Origin of the sequence: Kosakonia arachidis (assembly GCF_900116535.1) — a bacterium.
GTDB classification, from domain to species: Bacteria; Pseudomonadota; Gammaproteobacteria; order Enterobacterales; family Enterobacteriaceae; genus Kosakonia; species Kosakonia arachidis.
In genome coordinates this window covers 408,868-429,847 of the sequence record NZ_FPAU01000002.1, presented here as the reverse complement: position 1 = coordinate 429,847, position 20,980 = coordinate 408,868, and the positions used below count along the sequence as shown (strand labels likewise).

The following is a 20,980-nucleotide window of genomic DNA, read 5'->3' as shown; positions in this document are numbered from 1 at the left end:
TGAGGCTGAAGTGCTGCGTCCGGCCACTGATGAATATTTATCTGCCTGGAATCGGCGATCGAACGCTGGTGTCTTGGTTACTTGCCAGTCTGAAAGCTCCTGTCTTAGCAGCCGATATTAATCAGCCACTTCCCTAAACTGCAACAGACGACCGGTATTCAGCAATACGATCAGTGTACTAAGATTGTGCAGTATGGCCGCCACCAGCGCCCCGGCGGCACCGAGAAATCCCATCGATGCAGCGATGACGATCACAACCGTCCAGCCGAGCCCGATAATCACATTTACCCTGAGCGTGGCGCGGCATTGCCTGCTCAACCGTACCGCTGTGGACAGGCGGCGTAAATCGCTGCTGGTTAATACCACATCCGCGGACGCCAGCGCGATATCGGCCCCGTTGCTACCCATGGCGATACCGACGGCACCAGCTTTCAGCGCCAGCGCGTCGTTGATGCCGTCCCCGACAACCATGGGGCGCCATCCCTCTTTTACCGCCTGATCAACCTGCTGGAGTTTTTCAGCCGGTAGTGCTTCGGCGGCCAATTCACTTATCCCGGTTTGTTGTGCGACACGTTGCGCGGCCAGGTGTCGATCGCCTGTCAGGAGTAGCTGACGGTCAATACCCAGGGTCTTAAGCATCGCCATCGCTTCTGGCGCCTCCGGACGTATGGTGTCATCGAGTAGAAACCAGCCGAGAAACACGCCATTTTCCGCCACGCCGACGATCGGACCATCATGGTCGGGTTGGGGGGAAATATTTATGCCATAGCGTTCAAACAGTTCACTCCGCCCCAGTAGCGCCTGGCCCGAGCCAGTGGTAGCGATTACCCCCAGTCCCTGAATCTCCTCAACGTCACACAGTGGAATGACATTGAGTGTCGGACTGGCCTCCGCCAGAGCACGGCTTACAGGGTGATTGCTTGCCGTACCGAGAGCCGCAGCCAGCTGTAAGACGGATTCTCGGGGGCGTTCGGTAGTCAGTATGGCATTGACCAGCTGCAGCCTGCCCTGGGTCAGTGTGCCGGTTTTATCAATAATCACAGCATCGACATCTGCCAACTCCTCCAGAAACGCCGCATTCCGGATTAATATGCCATGGCGTGCGGCCACAGCGATCCCGGCCATTGACGTTGCAGGTGCCGACAACACCAGGGCGCAGGGACAGGCAGCGACCAGCACCGCTAGCATAGCCTGACTGTCATAGGTTAAAAACCAGGTGGTCGCTGCGATCAACAGGACAAGAATGAGATAGTGACCGGCGTAACGCTCCAGCATTCTGGTAATTGGAGGCTTTGCCTGCTCGGCCTCTTGCATCAGAGCGATCACTTTTCCCAGCGTTGAATCTTCCCCCGTGTGGATGACTTCTATCCGCAATAACCCGTTCAGATTCTGGGTTCCACCGAAAACAGACATTCCTACTGTGACCTCAACCGGGACGGGTTCGCCGGTGATGGAGGCCATATCAACGCTGGCGTGACCGGAAATAATGCGACCATCCGCGGGAATTTGATCGCCCGGACGGACATCGACAATATCTCCTGGCTGAAGATGCTGACTGCTGATATTTTCCAGCGAACCATCCTGCAGCACACGCCTTGCCCTGCTGTGTGCGAGCCGGCTCAGACCAGCAATGGCCTGACGGGTTCCCATTACGCTTCGTTCTTCCAGAATGTGACCGAAAATCATAATCACCGGCAGTAACGCCGCAGTCATAAGATCGCCCAGTGCCCATGCGCCGAGCATGGCCAGGACGATCAGTTGGTCCGTTACACCGTGCAGATCCGGATGCAGCAGGCTATGCCAGCCGGCGCGGAAAACGGGTACCGCAACCAGGAACCACGCAATGCCGGCCAGAATATCGCTGACAGCCAGTTGGCCTGGCGCTATTGCGCGCCAGAGCAGACTTAACAGCAACAGTCCGAGGGTAATCATCGCGAGGGTGATCTGTCTCGACATACGGCGCTGTTCGGCCGGGGTCTGCAGATCGCTGGTAAAGTGGATATGTCCGTGGCTACACTGGTGACTCATGGTGTCTTCTCGCTGGCGGAAGGCATGGCAGGCTGTGCCGCGAGGCCCTGTAGGATCAAATGGCTGTCGTCTCCGGGCACAACGGTAACAACCTGTCCGGCCTGGGAAAGAATGCGGGTGACGTTCTCGCGCCACAACCGTTGTAACAGCCCGCCATCCGTACCGTCTTTCTGGACCTGTGCAAGCTGCAGTATTGTCTGGGTATCGGTACTGGCTTTTGCCATCGTTTCCTGCTGGCTTGCCTGGGCCTGCTGGATCAGTCGATCGGCCTGCTGTTGCGCCTGCTGGGTGCGTAACGCTGCTGCGGTACGCGCGGCAGCAATGGCCTGATCGGCCTGCTGGCTGGCGGTCAGTACCGCGTTAAATGCCGCAACGGCGTTATTCGGTAACGATGAGACAATATCGACACGCTCAATGGTTATTCCCGGGTCGTTGCCGCTGGCGGCCATACGTGCGAGGCTATGTTGCATACTCTGTTTAAAATCGCTGCGCAGACGGATACGTTCTTCCGCCGAATGCGGATCGTTCTGCGGCGTTTCAGGTCTTGTCACCAAAATGGCATCCAGGTTGCGCTCCATACAAACGACGACTGCAGCACGTTCGGCCAGGCGGTCGATCAGCGGATCAATATGCGGGCGTTGTAGTGCGAAATGGATTGGATTGCTGACGCGCCAGAAGACACGCACGTCAAGTTGCACGACGCCTTCATCGCCGGTCAGAAGGTAGCCGGCACCAGCCCCGGCGTCCCCCTCGCGATCCCAGCTATTGACCAGCTCAAGTTGCTGATCGCGACGGAGCATTCTGACCTCGCGCTCCATAATCCGTTCTGCGGCTGGCACCCTCTCTACCCGCCCGACGGGGTGCGGCCATGCGAACAGCAGACCCGCATTCTCCACGCGAGTGGGTTTGCCAAACTGGAATACCACCGCTCTGCTGTCGGGCGCTATCTCATAGACAGAGGATAAAAGCCACGCGCCAGCAGCAATGAGCGCCGTACCATATAGCGTGAAGAAGGCGATGCGGTAAGATTGCCCCCACGGCGTACGACCTGGCAATGTGGGCGTCATTATTTTTTCCCTTTCAACGGGTCTGGCTCCTGCACCAGTGTGCTGAATGGGGCCGCGTCAGTACGCAACACAATGCGGGTAGTGGAATTAACAATGGAACGCAATGTATCCAGCGAGCGCAGCAGCTCATAGAGCTGCGGATCGCTGCGCCAGGCTTTACCGTAAATACTGGCGGCATCGCGCTGGGCCGCAGCCGTAATGGCTGCCGCTTTTACAGACGCATCCGCTTCAAGAATACGGGCATCGCGATCGGCTGTTGAATGGATTTCCGCCGCCAGACGTTTACCTTCCGCCGTGCGTTCAGCCGCGATGGTTTCGCGTTCTGCGCGCATCCTGTCAACGGTAGCATTCAGGGTGACGGCGGGGAGTGTCAGGCGCTCAATGCCTGTCTGAATAACGTCGATACCGTAGCTATTAAGCAATTGTGTTTTAAGCTGCGTCTGCAGCTGTTCCTCAAACTGTGCGATTTTGATTTTTTTTCTGTCGACATTAACAATATCTGACAGCGCATAGTTGCTGGCGGTGGTTTCCAGCGCAGAACCAATGAACGTCCGGATTTGTCGGGCGGCTTCATCCGGCTGGTTTTGTACGGCGCGAATAAAACGCAGTACATCTGTGTCGTCTGATTTGACTTTCCAGATAACCCAGGCCTGTACCAGTACCCGCAGCCCGTCACGCGTGCCGACGTCCTGCAGACCACTGGAGGTGGAACGGATCCGCAGATCGACATTCAGAGGAGACTCAAAAGGCGTGGGGAGCCTCCACGCCAGGCCTGGCGTGAGATGAACGCGTACCGGATCGCCAAAGCGGGTAATCACGGTCGCACTGCCGGCGCGAACTTCCAGCAAACTGGCCGTCAGGACGGCGAGTAGAACCAGCAGTGCCGCCACGGCGATACGAAGGGCGCGCTTGCGCGGCAACCGGGCTGGTGGAACGCTCTGCCGCTGAACGGCATTGGGCGTATCGCTGGCGGGGGTTATCGCAGTGATCTTCATTTTGTTCTGGCCTTCTGTGGTGCGGTACTGTCTGCCAGGGCTGGATACTGGCGCAAATCCAGTACCGGTTCATTCTCACCCTGCAGATGATTGTCAAGGATCAGAAGCGGCGTATGGGCCAGCGCCTGACTCAGGATCTGGTAGCGTCGCTCGGTGATAAATGCCTCTCCCGCCAGTTGCCATGCCTGCTCTTCAGCGGAGAAATTGGTGGCGGCGGCTTTCGCGCGTGAAAGGTTTTCTGCCGCCGCAGCTTCTGCCGTATCGAAGCCGGTCCGGGCCTTGCGTTGCGCCTCATTGCTGACGGTGGCCGCATACCCTTTTTCACGCGCAATCAGAGCATTTCCCGCAATTTGCGCCGCCTGGACGCTGTGATAGGCATCAGCCGCCCCGGCCGGGGGATGTATGGCTTCAATACGGATGAACAGTAATTCCACACCAGTATCAAGCCGGGTAAGACGCTGCTGAATTTCCTGGCTAAGCGTGGCCGCCAGAGTTACCCGCTGTTCATCAAGTAACTGATCGAGCTGTTTACTGGCAAATTGAGTCATTAACACCTGACGCGCAACGCTGCGTACGAGTAGCGGCAAATCCTCCGTTTGATATTTACTGTTAAACGCATCTTGATCGTTCAGACCCACGCGCCAGATGACACGGATATCCGTATTGACCATCTGGAAGTTCTGACTGTTCATGGCGGTACTGGCGATGACCTGCGACTGGTCTGTGGCGTGGCTATTATCCCACAGACGCCAACTGCTCTGCGGGGCAGGGCCTTCGGCGATGTCCGGCTGTGCGAGAGGCTGTTTCATTTCCGAATTATCGCTAAGCTGCAATTCGTGTACCGCACCGTTTTCTACCGGTATGACGCGTCCAAACGGCCAGGGGAAGCCTATATGCAGGCCTGGGGGGAGAACGGCGACTGGACGTCCAAAGCGTTCATAGATACCCCGCTGATAGAGATCCACTTCGGTTAACCCGCTGAGTAACCAGCCCAGAACAGCGATGCCACAGGTAACGGGTAGCAGCTTTTTACCTATTAACCGGAACGCCTGAATCTGACGAAGATCGACGCCAAATCGCTGATGAAATGCACCCAGGAGCAGCAGCACCGGCTGCAGCGGCCACTGATACAGTGCCGTAAACAGGCTACGGGTGAGGAAACGAGGTTCTGATTCTGCGGGGAGGGGAAGCATTATTGCCATCGCAGCACGCAGCAGATATTCCATCGCAATCAGTAAAACGATGAGGCTCCCCAACTTTATGAACCACAGAGCCGTAGTGGGAGAAAGCGTTGTGATCAGAAATGCCGTGGTAAGCAGCAAAAAAATGCTCAGAATGGCACGAACAAGTTCTGTGTGTTGCTCTTGATATTGCCATCCCCGAATCACTTTGAAGCTGAGCATGCGCTCAATAAGCAGCAGGGTAAAACAGAGCAGAATAAAAATGCCGGTTAATGCCAGCGGGGGAGCACTCGTCTGGTCCAGGCTTTGCGCATCCGCGATATTTGCGATGGCAAATACGGTTGCCAGAAGGGTTGTGATAAGCGTTGTTGCCAGATGCTGGTGAAAATATTGCAGCCAGGCCTGCAGGCCCGGCGGCAAAAACCGGCTTGTTCGGGGGGCTTCAGTTGTTGTTTCAGCAGCGGGCGCTGGCTCCTGGGGCTCAACGCCTTCACAGCGCAGTGAATTCTCCACAAAGGCCAGCGCCACAAACGTTGTCGCGAGGAGTAGACGCGTAGCGGGTAGCCAGAAACCGGGAACGGAAAACAGTTGCGCGAATAAATAGACCGCGCCGGTTGTAACCAGAAGACAATACAGGCAGGTTTGCACTATTAATAGGCGCCGGCTTCTTGGCGTTACTTGAGGGGTTCCCACAGGTAAGGGGGATTGCGACATATCTTCTCCAGTTGCCCCTTCCATGTCCGCATCATATCAGCATATTTCACCGTCAATTTTGTACACACAACGTATCAATGATGCTGTGAGATTACATAGTCAAAATAGGCAAATCGACTTTTGTTAGATAGTGTTAAATATTTCGGCTATAAGCGTAACTAATAACGCTATGTTATATTGTAACAATATGTGTTTTTAGTCAGCTTTATTCCTGGATTTTACTGACGACAGTATCACTAAAACTTTCTGGTTCGCGTACAGGATGCAGGCCTGGTTACCAGCCCTGTATAGCATAAGGCGCGGTTTTTCCATGTATCCTTCTTGCTGAAATGACCACTACCAAGAAAGGTATCCTCATTCATTCTCTCTTTGGAATAGTGGCTACTGGGTCTTGTCTCTATACCACCATAAGGCGAAGCACAGCGTTGTTACTGATATCATTTTCATGTATATGCTGTGTTATTCCATAACAATCTGACTAAGCTTCGTTCAGCAAATAGAGAGAGTTATTATCTGCTTAATGCAGCGTTTAGTTTCGAACGAAAATTTAACAAGGGGTATAGATGAAAATCAGCAAACTTATTGCCCTGTCTTTGACGGTTGCGTCGACGCAAGCGCTGGCTTTTCAAGCAAAAGATGCACCAGACACCGGGCTTTCAGGACACCAACTAAATCTGGTTGAGAATACCATTCTCAGCAATTTATACAGTCAGCATGGTGCTACCTACCAGACGCGCCTCACAGGAACATGCGCGGCCGTGCCAATTCCCAACTGTAATTGTCCATTCTGTTCGATGCTGCGTAGTCAAAAGGCCTGAACCTACATATATGAACCTACATAGAGGTGCTGCCATGTGGAAAGCGGAGAAATCAGACTGAATTCGGTACAGCGACAGAGAGTCATCCACAGAGAATTCACCACTGCTTTGGTGTCTATTTTTTAATTGGCTACCTGAAGTGAATAACTAAATTTAGCCAACTAAACAGATCTGTGAATGTCCGTTGGTCTGCTCCCCGTTTCTCCTCTGTTTTTAACACTATGAGCGCTCTAAGAGAAGGGAACTGTAGTGGACAGTAGAAAGACTGTAGCTTTGTAGTGAGAGAAAGGTTGGTAGAGAGTATTGAGGTTTCTAAAAGTAACGAAGATTAGCGAAAATGGCGAGGAATCCAGCAAACGAATAACGTTTTGCAACGTCCAGAAATCTACCGGAATCCTGAAAAGCAAAAACCCGCTTTGTGGGCGGGTTCTTTAAATAGTGGTGCCCGGACTCGGAATCGAACCAAGGACACGGGGATTTTCAATCCCCTGCTCTACCGACTGAGCTATCCGGGCAACGGGCCGCATTAAACCTGATTCCCCACGCTCCGTCAACGAAATTTCTTTAATTCGTAGCGGACTGCACAATCTATCACCACTTGGTTGATACTGCACGCTGACTCAGGCAAAAAATGCCGTCCACAGCGCGGATATGGGCATCGCAATCACCAGCGCAGGCAGCATATTCGCCACTGCAAACATCTTGATGCCGCAAATACGTAGCCCGGTTGCCAGCAGTAAAACACCACCCACGGCGGTGAAATCTCCCATTATTGCAGGTGTGGTCAGTGGCAAGATCAGCGTCGCGCAGGTGGCGAGCGTCAGTTGAATAATCAGCATCGGCACAGAAATCACCGCAACGGCAAAACCCAGTGAGGTGGCGAAGATCACCGCCGTAAAGAAATCGAGAAATGCTTTGGCGATCAAAATACTCGGATCGCCAGTCATCCCTTCACGCATGGCGCCAAAGATCCCGGTGCCGCTGGCGCAGAACAGAATAATAATGGCTACCAGGCTTTGAATAAAAGACTCATGCGCACTGTTGGCTTCACCCTCTTTGCGTTTTTGCACCAGATTCCGTAGCGCATTTACGCTGCTGCTAATACCACGCTCCACATAACAAAGTTCCCCGATGAGCGTCCCCACCAGCGTCGCCAGCACCATCACTGGCAGGTTCACGCATTTGATGACCAGCAAGATGCCTATACCTAACGAGGCCAGACCAAAAATCGACGGCATTGAATCACGCACCCGCTCCGGCAACCGGTGGCTGAGCAAAGCGCCAATTGTTCCGCCGAGCAATACGGCGGCGGCATTGATGAAAGGACCTGTTAGCACACCTTCACTCCTGTGTTTCATATAACTGAATAATATGCCGCACAGAATAGCATTTCTATGCGCGGTTGAGGCTGCGTTAGTTGCGCCAGTGGGGGAAAGGTGCCATGATTGCGCGAATTTTCTTCTACCTCTACGGGGCCGCCTGATGACGCACTATTCAGCCGTTAGCCAGAGAGATTGCGCACCTGCGCAAACGGGTGCCCGTCTCATTTTATCTCCTACTTCACTCACCATGCGGTGAGGGTAACGCACGCTCACTGTAGGACAACAGTAAGATCAGAGACGCTCTGCTTTTACTGATGTCTGACGGTTGGAGCTGGTTCCAGTCAGACACGTTCGTTGGGCGAAGCAGCAGCTTTGTCCGGGGTTTTTTACTCCCCTGAAACGGGTATTCGTGCTTATGAAATCGATGAAAATTGCCGTCAGCTGCGAGCTGGTATCCCTGCTTTCCACCCACCGCGAAGTGGTGACACTGGAGAGCACCGACTTTACGGATGTAGCGGCAGTCGTCATAACAGTAGCGGAGAGTCGTAGCGGCATTCTGGCGCTGCTCAAACGGACAGGTTTTAACGTGCCGGTATTCTTATTCTCCAGTGAGCCGGTCGATATGCCTGAAGGCATTACGGCGGTTATCGCTGGCAAAGATCAGGAGTGGCTGGAGCTGGAAGCAGCCGCTGTCGATTATGAAGACAATTTACTGCCGCCGTTTTTCGATACACTGCGCCAGTATGTCGAGATGGGCAACAGCACCTTTGCCTGTCCGGGTCACCAGCACGGTGAATTTTTCAAAAAGCATCCGGCAGGACGCCAGTTCTATGAATTTTTCGGTGAGAACGTTTTTCGCGCTGACATGTGTAACGCCGACGTCAGACTGGGCGATCTATTGATCCACGAAGGATCCGCGAAGCATGCGCAGAAATTCGCAGCAAAAGTGTTTAATGCTGACAAAACCTATTTCGTCCTCAACGGCACATCCGCCGCCAATAAGGTGGTGACCAATGCGCTGCTAACCCGCGGCGATCTGGTGCTGTTCGATCGCAATAACCATAAATCCAATCACCATGGCGCGCTGATCCAGGCGGGAGCCACGCCAGTTTATCTGGAAGCGGCCCGCAACCCGTTTGGTTTTATCGGTGGCATCGACAATCACTGTTTCGATGAGAAATACCTGCGCAATTTGATCCGCGATGTTGCGCCACATAAGGCCGATAAGCCACGGCCGTTTCGTCTGGCGGTGATCCAGCTTGGGACTTACGATGGCACTATCTACAACGCCCGTCAGGTGATCGACAAGATTGGCAGCCTGTGTGATTACATTCTGTTTGACTCTGCGTGGGTCGGTTACGAGCAATTTATCCCGATGATGGCGGACTGCTCACCGTTGCTGCTGGATCTGAACGAAAACGATCCTGGTATTTTTGTCACCCAGTCGGTGCACAAACAGCAGGCCGGTTTCTCGCAAACGTCGCAGATCCACAAGAAGGATAACCATCTGCGCGGCCAGGCGCGATTCTGCCCGCATAAGCGGCTGAACAACGCTTTTATGCTGCATGCCTCGACCAGTCCGTTCTATCCCTTGTTTGCCGCGCTGGATGTTAACGCTAAAATCCATCAGGGTGAGAGCGGGCGCCGCCTGTGGGCCGAGTGTGTGGCGCTGGGGATAGACGCGCGTAAGGCGATCATTGCCAACTGCAAAATGATCAAACCCTTCGTGCCGCCAGAGATCGCTGGTCGTCCGTGGCAGGATCATCCCACCGAGATGATTGCCCGCGAACGCCGCTTCTTCAGCTTTGAGCCGGGTGACAAATGGCACGGCTTTGAGGGCTATGCGCGCGAACAGTATTTTGTCGATCCCTGCAAGCTGCTGCTGACCACGCCAGGTATCGATGCGGAAACCGGGGAATACGCCGATTTTGGTATTCCGGCGACCATTCTGGCGCACTTCCTGCGCGAGAACGGCATCGTACCGGAGAAGTGCGATCTCAACTCGATCCTGTTCCTGCTGACGCCAGCTGAGAGCGCAGAGAAAATGGCGCAGCTGGTGGCGATGCTCGCCCAGTTTGAACAGCATATTGAGGATGACACGCCGCTTGCCGATGTACTGCCGACCATCTTTAACAAATACCCGGTGCGCTACCGCGATTACACTCTGCGTGAGCTGTGCCAGGAGATGCACGATCTGTATGTCAGCTTTGATGTGAAGGATCTGCAAAAAGCGATGTTCCGCAAAGAGAGTCTGCCAGCGGTAGTGATGAATCCTCAGGACGCAAATAACGAGTTTATTCGCGGCAATGTTGAACTGGTACGTATCAGCGAGGCGGAAGGGCGTATCGCCGCTGAAGGCGCGCTGCCTTACCCGCCGGGCGTGCTGTGCGTGGTACCCGGTGAAGTGTGGGGGGGAGCCGTCCAGCGCTACTTCCTGGCGCTGGAAGAAGGCGTCAACCTGCTACCGGGCTTTTCACCGGAGTTGCAGGGCGTCTATTCGGAAACCGATGCCGACGGGATCAAACGCCTGTACGGCTATGTGCTGAAGTAACATCGGTTCGGCGGTAAGGAACAGCGTTACGCGGCCACCCGGCGATACATACGGCGCGGGTGGCCGATTTTTCCGTACTGCATCTCAACCACCAGAAAACCCGCCTCCACGCAGTGTTCGAGGTAGCGGCGGGTAGTGGTTTTACTTAATCCCGTTTCACTGACCACTTCATCAACGGAAAAGCAGCGTTCGGCATCGTCGGCAAACAGCTTTTGTACCAGCGCCAGCGTATTCTCCTCAATGCCTTTACTGCCATTGTCCTGACGGTAGTTTTTGGCCTGCAATTGATAGAGTGAATCGACGTTTTGCTGATCGACGATTTTCCACACCCGTTGTTGATCGGCAAACTGTACAAAACGCTCCAGCGACTGGCTCAACCGCTTCCACGACACGGGTTTGAGGATATAGTCGAACGCGCCATTGCGGATCGCCTGGCTACAGGTATCCATATCGCTGGCAGCGGTAATAAAAATGACTGAGCAGTTGGCGCGGATAATTTGCGTATCGTTGATCAGCGTAATACCTTTGCCATCCGGGAGATAGTTATCCAGCAGAACCAGCTGCGGTTGCATGCTGTCCAGCATGACTTTTGCTTCTGCCAGCGACGAGGCAATCCCCATCAGCCGCAAGCGTGGATGCTTGCCGATAAGCTCCGCATGAAGTTGCGCAAGGGCGTGTTCATCTTCCACTATCAGCACGTCTATCAGTTCATGTTGCATAATTCTGATCTTCCAGGGTCGGTACGGGACGCAGTACGTTGCCCGTTTCAGGAATAAACAAAGAGAAAATGGTACCGCGCGGTTCATTGGCTGAAACCTCAATCGAACCACCGACATGCGCAACATAGCTGGCGATCAGGTATAGCCCGATGCCATGATCGCCGTGGCGTTTAGTGGTTATCCCGCGTTCAAATATGTGCTCATGGATTTCCGGCTCGATCCCCACGCCGCGATCTGCCACCTCAATAATCAACTCGTGTTCATGCTGCAGGATCAGCACCTCGACCGGCTCGTGTGGTAACTCTGCGCGCTGTGTCGCTTCAATGGCATTATCCAGCAGATTACCGATGATCGAAATCAGCTCCGCCTCGCCCAGCGTACTACTGGGGCGATCCATCCGGCACGACGGATCAAACGCCAGTTCAACGCCTTTTTCGCGGGCGCGCGCCGCTTTACCTAACAACAGGCCGCATAATGTCGGCGAACTAAAATGTGATGAGATAAAGTCCAGCAGCTCCTGCGCATGTTCCGACTGCGCCTGAATATAGCGAATGGCGTCATCGTAACGCTCCATATGCAGTAGCCCCGACAGCGTGGCCATACGATTGAGTTGCTCATGACGCATAATGCGCAGATTGTCGACATAGCGTTTTACCTGGCTCAGTTGCGCACTGAGGCTGTCAATCTCATTGCGGTCACGGAAGGTGATCACCCAGCCCTGTAACTTATTCTCCAGCATAATGCGCACCCGGCTGGCAATAACTGTCAACTGGTTGAACCGACACATCTCATCGTGTGTGTCATTCTCCAGCATCACCTCGCGGGCGAAAAAGGGCACTGGTGCAATGACTTCGGCGATGGTTTGCCCGCGCAGTGCACGCGTCGGCTGGCTTAACGCCAGCAGTTTACGTGCTGCCTGGTTAATCACCTCGATACGCAATTCGCTGTCAATGGCGATCACCCCTTCATAGATCGACTCCATCATCGCTTTCTGCTGACGCACCAGAAGACCAATTTCGCGTGGCTCCAGTGAGAAGATCTGCTTTTTGATACTGCGGGTAAAAAACCAGGAAAAAACAAACAGAGCCATCAGTAAAAGTACTGCGGCGAGAAAAATGTTGATCACTTTCCCCAGGGTGATCCTGTCGAGATAGCTGGTCAGGTAGCCGACAGAAACAATCCCCACGACATGCCCGACATCATCAAATATTGGCGCTTTGCTGCGCAGTGAAATACCCAGCCCTCCTTTGCGAATGGTGGTTGTACTTTTCCCCTTGAGTACGTCGGCATTGTCGCCGCCAATCAACGTTTTTCCTACGACATCAGAATGCACTGAGTGAAATAGGTGCAGCCCTTTATCATCGCCGATAACAATAAAGCTTGCATCGCTGTGTGCCACTACTTTATGCATAAATTGCGCGATGGCTCGAATGTCTTTATCGGCAACCGACTGGCGTAAACTCGGAATAATCGCTATTTCTTCCGCCTGTATTTTGGCTCTGGCGCTCATCTCCTGGTATAGTTGGCGACCAACGTCTTTGTAATAATAAACACCTAATAAAACGAAGAGGCCGGAGAAAAAAAGTACCAGTGAAATAAAAAGTTTGATTTGGAAAGAGACTTTCATGACATTACGCACAGCAGCCAACAATGCGACAATGTAGCATCTTTTTTAACATGCGTGCGGAGTTTACTGGAAACTTGTGATCCTTTGCACAGCATGGTTTGGTGCTTAAAAACACTCTGTTAAATATTGTTTTTTGGAAATGTTATTAAGTTGTATTTCTATATAAAAAAACCATAAAAACCACAGCAATAAATAAGCGATGAATCACACAAAATAAAAGAAACCATAAAAACCATAGGTACCATTAAAACAACGATTTTATTATGCATTTCCTCACACAAAGTGCGTTTTTAGCCCTTTACTCTGTATGTACAAAATAACCAAGGGGCTTAATTATGAGCACAACTGACGATTCATTTTCTGTTACCTCTGAATCGCTTGAGATTCAAAAGAAACCACTGAAAGAAAAATGGTGGCACATTATGGATACCTGGAAAATCGGGATTATTCCTCTGCCATTATTCCTGTTAGCCGGTGCATTAATTGCCATTGACTGCCTGGGCGGTAAGTTGCCGAGCGATATCGTGGTAATGGTAGCCACGTTGGCATTCTTCGGCTTTGCCTGCGGTGAATTCGGCAAACGTCTGCCGATCGTCGGCAAACTGGGCGCAGCGGCTATTTGCGCGACCTTTATTCCCTCGGCGATGGTTTACTACGGCCTGTTGCCGGATGTGGTCGTGGAATCCACCACCAAGTTCTACAAATCCACCAACATTCTTTATCTCTATATCTGCTGCATCATTGTCGGCAGTATCATGAGCATGAATCGCACCACGCTGATCCAGGGCTTCCTGCGTATCTTCTTCCCGATGCTGTGTGGCGAAATCGTCGGCATGCTGGTGGGAATGGGTGTGGGCCTGGCGCTCGGTATGGAGCCGTTCCAGATCTTCTTCTTTATCATTCTGCCGATCATGGCGGGTGGTGTGGGTGAGGGCGCGATCCCGCTCTCGATAGGTTACGCGACACTGCTGCATATGGATCAGGGCGTTGCGCTCGGTCGTGTATTGCCGATGGTCATGCTTGGTGGCCTGACTGCCATCATCATCTCTGGTTGTCTGAATCAGTTGGGTAAACGCTTCCCGCACCTGACCGGCGAAGGGCAGTTAATGCCTAATCGCAGCAACGGTGATGAACAGGCTCCGGCTACACCGGCTGTATCCGGTAAAACTGATGTCACCACTATTGCGGCTGGCGCGCTGCTTGCTGTGCTGCTGTACATGATCGGCATGCTCGGTCACAAGCTGATTGGATTGCCTGCGCCGGTTGGTATGCTGTTCGTTGCCGTTCTGATCAAGCTGGCGAACGGTGTCTCTCCGCGTCTGCTGGAAGGCTCTCAGGTGGTATACAAATTCTTCCAGACCTCCGTTACCTATCCCATCCTCTTCGCCGTCGGTGTGGCTATCACGCCATGGGAAGAGCTGGTTCATGCGTTCACCATCAACAACCTGCTGGTGATCGTGAGCACCGTTTCCGCACTGGTTGCCACTGGCTTTTTTGTGGGCAAAAAGATCGGCATGCATCCTATTGATGTGGCCATTGTTTCCTGCTGCCAGAGCGGCCAGGGCGGTACAGGGGATGTTGCCATCCTGACCGCGGGTAACCGCATGAGCCTGATGCCGTTTGCGCAGATCGCAACCCGTATCGGCGGTGCGATCAACGTCTCGGTATCGCTGTTGGTGCTCGGCAATTTCCTCGTTTGATTCAAGTGTTACAGGAACTGATATGAAACTCGCAAGCTTTGTCCATCAGGGGATCCGGAGTTACGGCATCGTCAAGGCTGATGGCGTAATCAATCTGGGGCAGCGTCTGGGCGACCGTTACGGTGATTTGAAATCACTGCTCGCTGCCAACGCGCTGAATGAAGCGCAACAACTGGACGGTGAAACGGCAGATATCCGCTTCGACGATCTGCAATTTCTGCCGGTCATTGATAATCCGGCCAAAATTCTCTGCGTCGGCATGAACTACGCCGAAAAGCGCAAAGAATTCGATCAGCATAACCCGGCACCAACGCTCTTTGTTCGCTTTGCGGATTCGCAAACCGGTCATAACGCGCCGGTACTGAAGCCGCGTCACTCCAGTGAATTCGACTATGAAGGCGAGCTGGCAGTGATCATCGGAACAGGGGGCGAAAATATCTCCCGTGAGGCGGCTTTAAACCACGTTGCCGGCTACAGCTGCTACATGGATGGTTCGGCGCGCGACTGGCAACACACCTGGTTTACCGCCGGGAAAAACTGGCGGCAAACTGGCGCTTTCGGCCCATGGATGACGACGGCGGATGAGATCCCTGATCCGCATCAACTGGCGATCCGCACCTGGTTGAATGGCCGCATGGTGCAGGACGATAACACCGCCAGCATGATTCATAAGGTGGCTGAGCTTATCGAGTACATCAGTACCTTCACTAGCCTGACGCCGGGCGATGTCATCATCACCGGCTCGCCGGGCGGCGTCGGCAAAAAACGCAACCCGCCATTGTTTATGAAGGCGGGCGATCGCATCGAAGTGGAGATCGAGAATATCGGTCACCTCAGTAATGTGATTATTGATGCGCCAGCGCCAGCTTATTCGCTGACGGCGGCACACTAAGGACGAAAGGCAATACCATGCAGGCACGACCCCCCATCGACTTCCGCGTGGCGGAAGTCAACGGCAATACTCAACGGCTGGCCTCGATCCGCACGTTGCTCGCAGACAGTGGATTAGGTATGGACAGTGATATCACCACTTTCGTTGAAGCCTGGTCGGGAAACCGGCTGGTGGGTTGTGCGGGCCTGGCCGCCAATGTCATCAAATGTGTTGCAGTGGATGAAGAGCTACGCGGCGAAAATCTCAGTGCGCGTCTGCTGGCGGAGGTTTCCCATCTGGCGCTGGCGCGGGGGCATTTTCATCTATTTCTCTGCACGCGCCCCTGCAACCTGGAACGTTTCCGCCACAGTGGCTTCTGGCCGGTGGCGCAAAGCGGCAACAACGCAGTGCTGATGGAGAATACCCCGTCGGGGATTCAGCGTTACTGCCGCACGTTGCAGATCGATCGCATGCCAGGCAAACGCATCGGCGCGATTGTGATGAATGCTAATCCCTTTACGCTGGGGCACCGCCATCTGGTGGAGCAGGCCGCACGTGTCTGCGACTGGCTGCACCTGTTCGTGGTGCGCGAAGACGCGTCGTTCTTCCCCTTTGCCGCGCGGCTGAAAATGGTGAAGGCGGGTGTGGCACATCTGCCGAATGTCATCGTTCACGAAGGCTCTCAGTACATTATTTCCCGCGCCACTTTCCCGGCTTATTTCCTGAAAGAGACCGGCAAAGTACAGCAGGCATGGAGCGAAATCGACCTGCTGATTTTCCGCAACTACATTGCACCCGCGCTGGGTATCACCCACCGCTTTATCGGTAGCGAACCCTTTTGCGACATTACCCGCCAGTACAATCAGACGATGCATCAACTGCTGGCGGGGACGGTGGAGGTGGTGGAAATTCCGCGCCTTAAAGCGACCGGCAATGCCATCTCCGCGTCTGAAGTGCGCCGTTTACTGCAAACACACCAGTTTTCCCGTATTCGGGAAATTGTACCGGATACCACTTTCGCGCATCTCGAATCCCACTACAGCGCGGAAGCTGTTTAAAAATCAGGAATCTAAATATGAAAATTGTGAGGGAGGCGCTGGCCGGAACCATGGAGTCCAGCGACCTGATGGTAAAAATAGCCCCCGCCGAAGGCGAGTTAGAAGTCGTTATTCACAGCGAGGTTATCAAGCAATTTGGCGATCAGATCCGTAAGGTGGTGAACGACACGCTGCGTGCAATGGCGGTTCACCAGGGCTTGATCATCATTGAAGACAAAGGCGCGCTGGACTGTGTTATCCGCGCACGTTTACAGAGCGCGGTACTGCGCGCATCGGAAGGAACAGAGATCGACTGGGGGAAACTGCTGTGAAAAAACTCCGTCGTAGCATGTTGTTTCTGCCAGGCGCTAACGCCGCCATGCTCTCCACCGCGTTTATCTATCGTCCGGATTCGATCATGTTTGATCTGGAAGATGCCGTCTCTCTGCGTGAAAAAGACACCGCACGACTGCTGGTATTTCATGCCCTGCAACACCCGATGTACCAGGATATCGAAACCGTGGTGCGTATCAACCCGCTGAACACGCCGTTTGGCCTGCCGGATCTGGAAGCGGTCGTTCGTGCTGGCGTGGATGTGGTGCGCTTACCGAAAACGGATACCCCAGAAGATATCTACGAACTGGAACGTCATCTCGAACGTATCGAGTTGGCCTGCGGACGTGAAGTGGGATCGACCCGCGTAATGGCGGCCATCGAATCCGCGATCGGCGTTATTAATGCCGTAGCGATCGCCCGTAGCTCTCAGCGTCTGATCGGTATTGCGCTGGCCGCTTTCGACTATGTGATGGATATGCAGACCGAACGCGGCGACGGTACAGAGCTGTTTTATGCTCGCTGCGCAGTGCTGCACGCCGCACGCGCCGCCGGTATCGACGCTTTTGATGTGGTGTGGTCAGACGTTAACGACGAAGCCGGATTCCTGCGCGAAGTCGGGTTGATCCGCAAAATGGGCTTCAACGGTAAGTCGCTGATCAACCCGCGGCAAATCGATCTGCTGCATAATGCTTATGCGCCGACACAGGAGGAAGTTGACCACGCGCAACGGGTTATTGAAGCGGCAGAAGAGGGTGAACGCAACGGGCTTGGCGTCGTTTCGCTGAACGGCAAAATGATCGACGCCCCGATTATTAATCACGCGCAGATGGTGCTGGAACGTGCGGCCGCGTCCGGCGTGCGTCGGTAAGGACAGTATAATGAATCAGACAGAGCTTCTTCACGTTAATTTTCCCCATCTGCGTGAGTTAAAACCCTTCGACAGCGCTCATGCGGCCACGCCGTGGCTGGCGGACGTTAACAGCAAACACACGCGCAAACTCTGCGCCACGCTGGAAGACGCCATCGCCCGCAGTGGCCTGAAAGACGGGATGACCATCTCGTTCCACCACGCTTTCCGCGAAGGTGACCGGGTGATTAACCATGTTGTCGCCACGCTGGCGCGTCTGGGATTCAAAAATCTGACGCTGGCCTCCAGTTCACTGATGACCTGCAACGATGCGCTGATCGAACATATTGAGAGCGGTGTGATTACCCGCATTTATACTTCCGGCATGCGCGGCAAGCTGGCGGATGCAATCTCTCATGGACTGATGGCAGAACCGGTACAGATTCACTCCCACGGCGGGCGCGTCAAACTGTTGCAGGATGGCGAACTGAAGATTGACGTCGCCTTTCTTGGCGTACCCTGCAGCGATGAGTTTGGCAACGCCAACGGCACACAGGGCAAATCCTGCTGCGGTTCGCTGGGCTATGCAATGGTGGATGCGAAGTTCGCCCACAAAGTGGTGCTGCTGACGGAAGCGTTGGTGCCGTTCCCGAATATGCCCGCCAGCCTTGGTCAGGAGCAGGTGGATTTGATTGTGCAGGTGGAGAGTGTGGGCGATCCGGCAAAAATCAGCGTTGGCGCAGCGCGTGTCACCAGCAATCCGCGTGAATTGATGATCGCGCGCTATGCGGCGGATGTGATCGAGCACTCCGGCTATTTCAAGGATGGTTTTTCCATGCAGACCGGCTCCGGCGCAGCGTCGACGGCGGCGACCCGCTTTATGGAAGAGAAAATGGAGCGCCTCGGGGTGAAGGCCAGTTTCGCGCTCGGTGGTATCACTGGTGCGCTGGTGAGTCTGCATGAAAAAGGGCTAATCGGTAAGCTGCTGGACACGCAGTGTTTTGACGGCGAGGCCGCGGCATCACTGCACCGTAACCCGAACCACGTTGAGATCTCGACTGATGTCTATGCCAACCCCGGCGGCAAAGCTGCTTGCTGCGACCAGTTGGATGTGGTGATCCTCAGCGCGCTTGAGATCGACACGGAGTTTAACGTCAATGTTATTACCGGTTCAGACGGTGTAATGCGCGGCGCATCTGGTGGCCACTGTGATGTGGCGGCTGCGGCAAACCTGACCATTGTTGTGGCGCCCTTACTACGTAGCCGTATTCCGACGGTGGTGAAACGCGTGACCACGTTGCTGACACCCGGGGAAAGCATCGATGTGCTGGTGACTGACCATGGGATTGCGGTGAACCCGGCGCGTCCTGAGATCCGCGAACGCCTGCTGGCGGCGGGGCTGAAAATTGTTGATATCGAAACACTGTATCAACGCGCCATCTCGCTGACAGGTGAACCTAAACCGATCGCCTTTACTGACCGTATTGTCGGGGTGATCCGCTACCGTGATGGCACCGTCATTGACGTTGTCCGTCAGGTTAAAGAGGAAAATGCATGACGACACTGACGCCCATAAGATCGGGCGTCAGCCTTGAAGCGCTGCTGGCGGCGAAAGATAGCCGTGCAGCGCGTCAGGCTGACTGGCTCGCTCACTATCAACAACCGGTCATTTCACTGACGCTGGTGACGCCCGGCGCGGTTAAAGACAGCATTCGCTATCGCAATACCATGGGTGTGGCGTTGCAGACCTGCGATCAATTGCTATGGCAGAACCGCTGGCAGGTGCTGGACCGGCAAGTGCTGTGGCTGCCGACCGGCGCAGAAGCCCTGTGGTGTGTTGCGCATCCGGCGGTGGAAATCAAGGCGCAGTGCGTTGAGATGGAACAGACGCATCCTCTGGGTCGTCTGTGGGATTTTGATGTGTTGTGCCCGCAGGCGGGACAGGTCGGGCGTCATTCACTGGATCTGAATACTCGCCGTTGCCTGGTGTGCGATGAGCCAGCGCACGGCTGTGCGCGTTCGCGCCGCCATCCGATTGATGAAGTGGTTGCCCGCGTGGAGAAACTGATTGATGGCTGGTTTACTCGCGACTGAACCCGCTGTTATCAGCGTACCGGCACTGGCTGCCTGGGCACTGCGGCTGGAACTGGATCTCACGCCGAAACCGGGGCTGGTGGACCGGGCGAACAACGGCTCGCACCAGGATATGGATCATGCGCTGTTTTTACGCAGCATTGCGGCCATCACGCCATGGTTTTCTGTCTTTGAACAGGCCGGGCGCGAACATGCCCACAAGGCGGCAGATGTCCAGTTGCGCCTGCTGCGACCGGCGGGCATCGCCTGCGAGCAGGCGATGTTTGCTGCCACCGGCGGAGTGAATACCCATAAAGGCGGGATTTTTTCGCTAGGTCTGCTCTGTTTTGCCGCCGGACGATTGCAGGGACAACGCCGTGCGCTGCAGGCTGAAACGTTGTGTCGGCAGGTCAGTGAAATCTGTCGCGGGCTGGTGGCGCGTGAACTTGCAGCCCGGCCGCAGGCTGTGACGGCAGGTGAGAAACAGTTCCTGGAGTATGGTCTTACCGGTGCCCGCGGCGAGGCTGAACAGGGTTTTGTCACCGTGCGCCGCGCGGTACTGCCGTTCTGGCATCAGGAGCAGGGCGAACGGCGCTTGCAGCATGCGTTATTGCGTCTGATGGCGACAAACCCGGACAGCAATCTTGTGTCGCGCGGCGGTATTGCAGGATTGCGCTACGTACAGGATTATGCGGCAACGTTACTGGCGGACGGCTGGGATAATGATGCGTTGTCTGAAATGGACCAGGCGCTGATGGCACGGCACTTAAGCCCTGGCGGCAGCGCCGATTTGCTGGCAGTCGCGTACGTTTTGGCACAACTTCCATAATGCCATATCCGTTAAATGGATTTACCCGGACGGAACAGACTTAGAGCCTGTCCCAGTAGGCGTATATTGTTGCAGCCAGGTTGGACACGGACAGTGCGCAACAACCGGGGCGTACACGCAGTATGTGAGGATGACTCGCTTCGCTCGCCCTAAAGGGCCACCGCAAACGGCGTTCAAAATGCCGACACATTTTGTGTGAGTACTGCCCAGGACCAAAATGGCAAATAAAATAGCCTAATGGGATGGGCTCTTAGTGTGTGGATAA

General features: G+C 54.4%; 17 protein-coding genes and 1 tRNA gene. 10 read left to right on the top strand and 8 right to left on the bottom strand.

Annotation, left to right across the window (positions count from 1 at the left end; translation table 11 throughout):
- Positions 1–117: 117 nt before the first annotated feature.
- The 4 genes from BM427_RS10170 to hflK (BM427_RS10155) are packed head-to-tail and all read right to left on the bottom strand — an operon-like array spanning position 118 to position 5,919.
- On the bottom strand, positions 118–2,028 hold the full coding sequence (locus BM427_RS10170) for a heavy metal translocating P-type ATPase (protein WP_090121308.1): 1,911 nt from the start codon (positions 2,026–2,028) through the stop codon (positions 118–120).
- Complete coding sequence (gene hflK / locus BM427_RS10165; RefSeq protein WP_090121307.1) at positions 2,025–3,095, bottom strand: protease modulator HflK; 1,071 nt, start codon at positions 3,093–3,095, stop codon at positions 2,025–2,027. The genes BM427_RS10170 and hflK (BM427_RS10165) overlap by 4 nt, the downstream gene beginning before the upstream one ends.
- Positions 3,095–4,090 (bottom strand): protease modulator HflC, encoded by a 996-nt coding sequence (hflC, locus tag BM427_RS10160; protein ID WP_090121305.1) that lies wholly within the window; start codon positions 4,088–4,090, stop codon positions 3,095–3,097. The genes hflK (BM427_RS10165) and hflC overlap by 1 nt, the downstream gene beginning before the upstream one ends.
- Positions 4,087–5,919: a protease modulator HflK gene (gene hflK / locus BM427_RS10155; protein WP_167518556.1), complete on the bottom strand. Its 1,833-nt coding sequence runs from the start codon at positions 5,917–5,919 to the stop codon at positions 4,087–4,089. The genes hflC and hflK (BM427_RS10155) overlap by 4 nt, the downstream gene beginning before the upstream one ends.
- Positions 5,920–6,548: 629 nt before the next feature.
- Here hflK (BM427_RS10155) and BM427_RS10150 point away from each other — a divergent pair.
- Positions 6,549–6,803, top strand: coding sequence for a hypothetical protein (locus BM427_RS10150; RefSeq protein ID WP_090121301.1), 255 nt, complete (start codon positions 6,549–6,551; stop codon positions 6,801–6,803).
- A gap of 439 nt (positions 6,804–7,242) precedes the next feature.
- Here BM427_RS10150 and BM427_RS10145 read toward each other — a convergent pair.
- Positions 7,243–7,318, bottom strand: a tRNA-Phe gene (locus tag BM427_RS10145).
- 105 nt (positions 7,319–7,423) lie between these two features.
- Positions 7,424–8,140: a DUF554 domain-containing protein gene (locus BM427_RS10140; protein ID WP_090121298.1), complete on the bottom strand. Its 717-nt coding sequence runs from the start codon at positions 8,138–8,140 to the stop codon at positions 7,424–7,426.
- Positions 8,141–8,540: 400 nt separating this feature from the next.
- Here BM427_RS10140 and BM427_RS10135 point away from each other — a divergent pair, with 400 nt between their 5' ends.
- Positions 8,541–10,676 (top strand): ornithine decarboxylase, encoded by a 2,136-nt coding sequence (locus tag BM427_RS10135; RefSeq protein ID WP_090121296.1) that lies wholly within the window; start codon positions 8,541–8,543, stop codon positions 10,674–10,676.
- A 26-nt stretch (positions 10,677–10,702) separates the two neighbouring features.
- Here BM427_RS10135 and BM427_RS10130 read toward each other — a convergent pair whose 3' ends face one another.
- Complete coding sequence (locus tag BM427_RS10130; RefSeq protein ID WP_090121294.1) at positions 10,703–11,395, bottom strand: response regulator; 693 nt, start codon at positions 11,393–11,395, stop codon at positions 10,703–10,705.
- On the bottom strand, positions 11,385–13,022 hold the full coding sequence (locus tag BM427_RS10125) for an ATP-binding protein (RefSeq protein WP_090121292.1): 1,638 nt from the start codon (positions 13,020–13,022) through the stop codon (positions 11,385–11,387). Before BM427_RS10125 ends, BM427_RS10130 begins: the two co-directional genes overlap by 11 nt.
- 335 nt (positions 13,023–13,357) lie before the next feature.
- Between BM427_RS10125 and BM427_RS10120 the strand changes: the two genes are divergently transcribed.
- Genes BM427_RS10120 through citG form a run of 8 tightly spaced genes read left to right on the top strand, consistent with a single transcriptional unit; the run spans position 13,358 to position 20,715 of the window.
- Positions 13,358–14,722 (top strand): 2-hydroxycarboxylate transporter family protein, encoded by a 1,365-nt coding sequence (locus tag BM427_RS10120; protein WP_090121290.1) that lies wholly within the window; start codon positions 13,358–13,360, stop codon positions 14,720–14,722.
- Positions 14,723–14,744: 22 nt separating this feature from the next.
- Positions 14,745–15,614: a fumarylacetoacetate hydrolase family protein gene (locus BM427_RS10115; RefSeq protein WP_090121288.1), complete on the top strand. Its 870-nt coding sequence runs from the start codon at positions 14,745–14,747 to the stop codon at positions 15,612–15,614.
- A 17-nt stretch (positions 15,615–15,631) separates the two neighbouring features.
- Positions 15,632–16,651, top strand: coding sequence for a [citrate (pro-3S)-lyase] ligase (citC, locus tag BM427_RS10110; protein WP_090121286.1), 1,020 nt, complete (start codon positions 15,632–15,634; stop codon positions 16,649–16,651).
- Between the two features lie 17 nt (positions 16,652–16,668).
- The gene (gene citD / locus BM427_RS10105; RefSeq protein ID WP_090121285.1) at positions 16,669–16,962 is read left to right on the top strand and encodes a citrate lyase acyl carrier protein; all 294 of its coding nucleotides are present in this window, start codon (positions 16,669–16,671) and stop codon (positions 16,960–16,962) included.
- Complete coding sequence (gene citE / locus BM427_RS10100; protein WP_090121283.1) at positions 16,959–17,834, top strand: citrate (pro-3S)-lyase subunit beta; 876 nt, start codon at positions 16,959–16,961, stop codon at positions 17,832–17,834. Before citD ends, citE begins: the two co-directional genes overlap by 4 nt.
- Before the next feature lie 10 nt (positions 17,835–17,844).
- Entirely contained in the window at positions 17,845–19,371 is a 1,527-nt protein-coding gene (gene citF, locus BM427_RS10095) for a citrate lyase subunit alpha (protein WP_090121282.1), read from the top strand.
- A complete protein-coding gene (gene citX / locus BM427_RS10090) occupies positions 19,368–19,907 on the top strand; it encodes a citrate lyase holo-[acyl-carrier protein] synthase (protein WP_090121280.1) in 540 nt (179 codons plus the stop codon). The genes citF and citX overlap by 4 nt, the downstream gene beginning before the upstream one ends.
- Positions 19,885–20,715: a triphosphoribosyl-dephospho-CoA synthase CitG gene (gene citG, locus BM427_RS10085; protein ID WP_090121279.1), complete on the top strand. Its 831-nt coding sequence runs from the start codon at positions 19,885–19,887 to the stop codon at positions 20,713–20,715. Before citX ends, citG begins: the two co-directional genes overlap by 23 nt.
- Positions 20,716–20,980: the final 265 nt, after the last annotated feature.